Genomic DNA, 6,274 nt, shown 5'->3' on the forward strand with positions numbered 1-6,274 from the left:
GTGCGGGCAGGCGGTCAGGAAGGCGAGTACGGGGGGAGTACGAGTTCGACGAGTGCCCCGCCGCCCGGCGCCTCGCCCGCCTCGGCCGTCCCGCCGTGCAGTTCGGCCACCCAGCGCACGATGGCCAGGCCCACGCCGATGCCGCCCTTTCCGCCGCCCACCCGGTCGCCGAAGACCCGCTCCCGCTCCGCCGGAGGGATCCCCGGCCCGTGGTTGCGCACCGAGACCCTGCCCGCCGCTACTCGTACCTCCGCGCACGCGGCCCCGCCGTCCCCCGCGGTCCCTTCGGCCGGCGAGCCGTGGCGGACGGCGTTCTCCACCAGGTTGCGCACCGCCTGGGCCAGCAGGTCCGGGTCGCCGAGCACGACGGTCGGCTCCGTGTGGAGAGTGACGGCCGCCCCGCCGTGCGGGAGCTCGCCGTGCGGGCCCGCGTCGTGCGGGCCCGCGTCGTGCGGGAGCTCGTCCACCACCTGCTCGACCAGCTGGTCGAGCCGCAGCGGGGTGAGCTCGGGCCGACGGCTCCCCGCCTCGATGTGGGCCCGAGCGAGCAGCCCGGCGACCAGGCGGTCCAGGTGGTCGACCAGGCGGAGCGCGCCGGGGTCCGCCGAGGGCATGCCCGCACCGCCGCCCTCCACGGCAAGGCGCAGGGAGGCGAGCGGTGTGCGCAGCTCGTGCGCCGCCTCGGCCAGGAACTGTTCCTGCTGGTCGAGCGCGCGCAGGGCGGGCCGCATGCTCCGCCCCGACAACAGGTGGCCCACCCCGGCCGCGGCCAGTGTCAGCACGGCGCAGCCCGCGACGAGCCAGCGCAGCAGCTCGGCGTGGTTCCGCTCGTCCGGTCCCGGATCGGCGGCGGTGAGCACGACGGCGCCGATGTCGTCCGCGCCCCAGACGGGCGCGGTGGCCCAGCGACGCTTCCTGCCGTCGGCCCCCGGCTCGGTCGCGAGGACCGTCTCCTGGGTACGGACCGTGGACTCCCACAGCTCGTCGAGCCCGGCAGCGGAAGGCAGCGCGTCCCGCGCGGGGCGCACCCACCGGACCTCGACCGGGCCCGCGCCGTCGCGCCGGAGGACCGCGGTGACGTCCGAGGCGTTCGCGAGGACGTCCTCCGACAGCGGCTCCAGGTGCAGCACCCCGCCGTCCATCCAGACGGCGCGGGACAGGGCCTGGGCACGTCCGGTGACCTGCGCGTCGCGGCTGCGGGACGCGGACCGGGTGTCGATCGCGGCGGCGACGACGACCAGGGTGACGAGGCAGGCCGCGCTGACGGCCGCGTACAGCAGGGTCAGCGTCCACCGCGTGCGGCGCAGCCGGTCGGCGGCCGGACGCCCGGCTCGCGCACCGCCTCGTGCCCCGGGGCCTGAGCCGGGCTTCCCGACGGGCGTCGCACCGGGCCGTGGGCCGGGCTTCGCACCGGATCGCGCACCGAATCGCGCAGCCGGCCTCGGGCCGGGGCCCGCTTCAGCGCCCACTCGGCCCGCCGATGCGGTACCCGACGCCCCGGACCGAGTCGATGAGGTCCGGCGGGCCGAGCTTGCGGCGCAGCTGGCCCACCACGACGTCGACGACGTTCGACATCGGGTCGCTCATCTCGTCCCAGCAGCTCTCGATCAGCTCGCTGCGCGTGAGGACCTCTCCAGCCCGCGACATCAGGGCCTCCAGCACGGCGAACTCCTTCGCGGTCAGCGTGAGGAGGACGCCAGCGCGCCGCACCCGCCGGCTCGGCAGGTCCAACGTCACGTCCCCGACGGCGAGTTCGGGCAGCCTGGGCGGCCGCTCCCGCCGGCACAGGGCACGCACCCGCACGACCAGCTCGGCCATGGCGAACGGCTTCACGAGGTAGTCGTCGGCGCCGTGCTCGAACCCCGACACCCGGTCCTCGACCGTGCCGAACGCGGTGAGGACGAGCACCGGCACCGGCCTGCCCGCGCCGCGCCACCGCCTGATCAGGTCCAGGGCGTCGCCATCGGGCAGACCCCGGTCGGCGACCACGCAGTCGTAGGCGTTCACCGACACCTTGAGGTCGGCCTCCTCAAGGGACTCGGCACGGTCCGCCGCGAAGCCCGCACTCCGCAGGCCGGCGGCGATCGTCGGGCCGAGGCCGGGGTCGTCTTCCACCACGAGTACGCGCATGACCAGCGACTTTACCGCCCGGAGCGACGACCGGGGCCGTCGACGCGGACGGGGCGCGCGGGGCCATGAGCGTCACGCGGGGGCTGTGAGGGGCACGTCTGGGGTCGTGAGCGTCACACCGGGGCCGTGAGCGGGGGCGCGCCCGTGTCCCTCGGTCGTCGCTCCCGCGTCTTCGGTGGCAGCATGGCTCGGCATGACGGACAAGGGCATCAAGCGGTACGAGGCGGGCCTGACGGCGCTCGTCGTCAGGATCCCGGAGGCGGATCCGGTGGTGGGCGCATGGCGCGAGCGGTACGACCCGTCGGCCGCGCTAGGGGTACCGGCGCACGTCTCGGTGCTGTACCCGTTCCTCGACGCGGGCCGGACCGACGAGGGCGTCCACGCGGCGCTCGCCGAGGTGTTCGCCCGGCACCAGGCCTTCGACGTGCGCTTCGAGCGGTGCGGGCGGTTCCCCGGAATGCTGTACCTGGCCCCCGAACCGGCCGGGCCGTTCCGCGAGCTCACCGAGGACGTGGTCGCCCGGTGGCCCGAAGCCCCGCCCTACGGCGGGCGGTTCGGCGGTTCCGCGCCCCATCTGACGGTCGCGCTGAGGCAGGAGGACGCGGTACTGGACGAGGTCGAGGGCGAGCTGCGCGCCGGGCTGCCGTTCGCGTCGCGGGTCACGTCGGTCGACCTCGTGGCGTACGACGGGACGAACTGGGAGGAGCGGGCGTCGTTCGCACTCGGCGGGTGACCGCGTGCCCGACGGCCTGTCCGTATCCGCTGCATCCGTCGCAACCGCCGCATCAGCTGGGTCCGCTGGATCCGCGCATCCGTATCCACTGCCCGGGCCGAAGAACAGTCGTGCACGCGCGACGAGAACCGGGGTGATGACGTGGCACGGACGCTGAGGGAGCGCGCCGGCGGGGTCCTGTTCGCGCGCGTCGCGGGCCCGCAGGGCCCGGCCAACCGCGAACGCATCCATGCCACCCCGGGCCCCCGCTGGTTCGCCCCCGACCGTCCCGTGCGGCGCGTGCACGGGGACAGCGCGATGTTCACCGGCGGCCTCGCCGCACTGCTGCTGCAGTCACTGCACCCGGTGGCCATGGCGGCCGTGAGCGCCCACTCGGGATTCCGGGGCGACCCCTGGGGCAGGCTCCAGCGCACCAGTACGTTCCTGGCGACGACCACCTACGGGACCGCGGCCGACGCCCAGCAGGCCTGCGACCGGGTGCGGGCGGTCCACGCGACCGTCCACGGGCACACCCCCGACGGCGTCCCCTACCGTGCCTCGGACCCGCACCTGCTGCTCTGGGTCCACGCCGCGGAGACCGACTGCTTCCTCCGGGCCCACCAGCGCTTCGGAGCACGGCCGTTGACGGCCGCCGAGTGCGACGCGTACGTCGAGGACACGGCCCGCGTCGCCCGGGCCCTCGGCGTACCGGATCCGCCCCGCACGGTGCGGGGGCTCGACGCCTGCCTGGACGCCTACCGTCCCGAGCTGCGCGCCACCCGTGAGGCGCGCGACACGGCGGAGTACCTGCTGCTGAGGCCCCCGCTGCCGCTGGTGGCCTACCCCTTCTACGGGGTCCTTGCCGCGAACGCGGTCGCCCTGCTGCCGACGTGGGCCAGCCGCCACCTGAGGATTCCCCGGTGGCCCGCGCTGGAACGCCTCGCCGTACGGCCCCTGGGCGGCGCGGCGAGCCGCACCATCCGCTGGGCGATGACGCCTCCGGCCCGCCCCGAAGGACCACCCGCCACCGGGTGAAGACCGGCTCAGGGGTTCCGCCACTCTCCGGTGACCCTTCTCCCACCCCTCGGGGAGCGCATTCGGCGCGTCCCGGTGGCGCGTTGTGAACTCTGTGGCCGATTGGGGCGTCCCTCGCGCGGGTGACGGGTGACGGAAACCGTGGCCACCTGACGCCAGACCACCGTGACGCCCCCTTGGTGCGGGACGTGTCTCCTGGGGTTCGGGACATCTCTCCAGGGCCTGCGTCGGCGTACGGAGAGCGGGTGGCAGCCCCACATGGCGGGAGCGCGGAGCGTGCGCGCCCCGTCGTGACGTGCGCGGGGGGCGTACGGGAGTCACGGGCGGGTGAGGGGCGTGATCCCCCGGGGGCCCAGTGCGCCGTCTCCGGGCGTAGCAAGCGGTTACACGATGGAGGAGCCGACCGGTCGTCACAGCTCAGATCCCCGTCCCGCCTGCAAGGAGCCGTGCCGTGCCCGCTGCCCGCGACATCCTCCCCGCCCTCGACATCCCCCACCCCGAACGCCTGCGCACGCTGAATCCCGCCGAACTGGCCGCGCTGGCCGGACGGATCCGCGGCTTCCTGGTCGAACACGTCACGCTCACCGGCGGGCACCTCGGCCCGAACCTCGGAGTCGTCGAGCTGACGCTGGCCCTGCACCGGGTGTTCGACTCGCCCCGGGAACCCCTCCTGTTCGACACCGGCCACCAGACCTACGTACACAAGGTCCTGACCGGGCGCGGCGAGCGCTTCCCCACGCTGCGGCAGGCCGGCGGCCTGTCCGGGTACCCCAGCCGAGCCGAGTCCGCCCACGACTGGATCTCCAACTCCCATGCCTCCACGGTGCTTTCGTACGCGGACGGCCTCGCCGCCGCGCGGGAGCAGGCGGGCGATTACGGCCCGGTCGTCGCGGTCATCGGTGACGGCGCGCTCACCGGGGGCATGGCGTACGAGGCGCTGAACAACCTCGGCACCTCGGCCCGGCCCGTGGTCGTCGTGGTCAACGACAACGGCCGCTCCTACGCCCCCACCACCGGCGGCGTCGCGAGACACCTCGCCGCGCTGCGCCTCGGCGCCGCCGCGCACGACCGCAACCTCTTCACCGACCTCGGCTTCCGCTACCTCGGACCCGTCGACGGCCACGACGTCGAAGCGCTCGAAGCGGCCCTGCGCACGGCCCGAGCCGAACGGCGGGCGGTGGTCGTGCACGCCGTGACCGTCAAGGGCCGTGGCCACCTCCCCGCCGAACAGGACGGGGTGGACCGCCTGCACGCGGTGAATCCCGTACGCCGCCGCAAGCGCAAGCGCAAGCGCGGGCGCCGGGACGACGGCGCACGGGCCTCGTGGACCGACACGTTCGCCGACGCGCTGCTCACGGCCGCGCACCGCGACAGCCGGCTGGTCGCCCTCACCGCCGCCATGCTGCGTCCCAGCGGGCTTCACCCGATGCGCGAGCGGTACCCCCAGCGCGTCTTCGACGTGGGCATCGCCGAACAGCACGCGGTCACCTCGGCGGCGGGCATGGCCATGGCCGGGCTGCACCCCGTCGTGGCGATCTACGCGACCTTCCTCAACCGCGCGTTCGACCAGGTCCTCATGGACGTGGCGCTGCACCGGCTGCCCGTCACCTTCGTACTGGACCGGGCGGGCGTCACCGGCCCCGACGGGCCCTCCCACCACGGACTGTGGGACCTGGCGCTGCTCGCCAACGTCCCGCACCTGCGCATCGCCGCACCCCGCGACGCCACCCGCCTGCGGGAACTGCTCACCGAAGCCCTCGCCGACACCCAGGGCCCCACCGCGCTCCGCTACCCGCGCGGCACCGTCGCCGCCGACCTGCCGACCCTGGAGCGCTGCGAGGGCGGCGACATCGTCCACCGCAGTCCCGGCGGCAGCTCCCGGGCCCTCCTGGTGGCCGCGGGGCCGATGGCCCACGTCGCGGTGGCGGCGGCCGGGGAACTGGAGGAACTCGGCCTGGGCGCCACCGTCGTGGACCCGCGCTGGGTGCTCCCCGCCCGCCCCGGCCTCGCCGCGCTGGCCAGCCGGCACCGCATGGTGGTCACCGTCGAGGACGGGCTGCGCGACGGCGGGATGGGGACCGCGGTCGCCCAGCTGCTCCAGCGGGAGCACGTGACCACCCCGGTCGTGCGCCTGGGCCTGCCACCCGCGTTCCTGGCCCACGGCGAACGCGAGGAGCTCCTGGAACAGGCGGGCCTCAGCGCCGAGGGCATCGCCAACGCGGTCCTGCTCAAGGACGCCCCCGCCCCCGCGCCCCGCGTCCCCACCCAACAACCCCCACGCACAGCCGCGTTCACCGGGTGACCTCCGCCTGAGGAACTCGCGGGCCCGGCCAGCCGGTTGGGCGTAGCCGCGCCCGCACACGTGTGGAGCCGTGGCCCACCCCGACGGGGTGGGCC

At 75.2% G+C, this 6,274-nt stretch carries 5 protein-coding genes; 3 read left to right on the forward strand and 2 right to left on the reverse strand.

Annotation, left to right across the window (positions count from 1 at the left end):
- Positions 1-14 precede the first annotated feature (14 nt).
- Positions 15-1,469: a sensor histidine kinase gene (locus tag ABT160_RS40770; protein WP_351653861.1), complete on the reverse strand. Its 1,455-nt coding sequence runs from the start codon at positions 1,467-1,469 to the stop codon at positions 15-17.
- A complete protein-coding gene (locus tag ABT160_RS40775) occupies positions 1,459-2,130 on the reverse strand; it encodes a winged helix-turn-helix domain-containing protein (RefSeq protein WP_351653863.1) in 672 nt (223 codons plus the stop codon). Before ABT160_RS40775 ends, ABT160_RS40770 begins: the two co-directional genes overlap by 11 nt.
- 193 nt (positions 2,131-2,323) lie before the next feature.
- On the opposite strand from ABT160_RS40775, the gene ABT160_RS40780 reads away from it, so the two are divergent.
- From ABT160_RS40780 to ABT160_RS40790, 3 genes are all read left to right on the forward strand, one after another.
- On the forward strand, positions 2,324-2,863 hold the full coding sequence (locus ABT160_RS40780; RefSeq protein WP_351653864.1) for a 2'-5' RNA ligase family protein: 540 nt from the start codon (positions 2,324-2,326) through the stop codon (positions 2,861-2,863).
- 141 nt (positions 2,864-3,004) lie between these two features.
- Positions 3,005-3,877 (forward strand): oxygenase MpaB family protein, encoded by an 873-nt coding sequence (locus tag ABT160_RS40785; protein WP_351653866.1) that lies wholly within the window; start codon positions 3,005-3,007, stop codon positions 3,875-3,877.
- Between the two features lie 451 nt (positions 3,878-4,328).
- Complete coding sequence (locus ABT160_RS40790) at positions 4,329-6,179, forward strand: 1-deoxy-D-xylulose-5-phosphate synthase (RefSeq protein WP_351653868.1); 1,851 nt, start codon at positions 4,329-4,331, stop codon at positions 6,177-6,179.
- Positions 6,180-6,274 lie beyond the last annotated feature (95 nt).

The organism is Streptomyces sp. NPDC001941, from assembly GCF_040296945.1.
Taxonomy (GTDB): Bacteria; Actinomycetota; Actinomycetes; order Streptomycetales; family Streptomycetaceae; genus Streptomyces.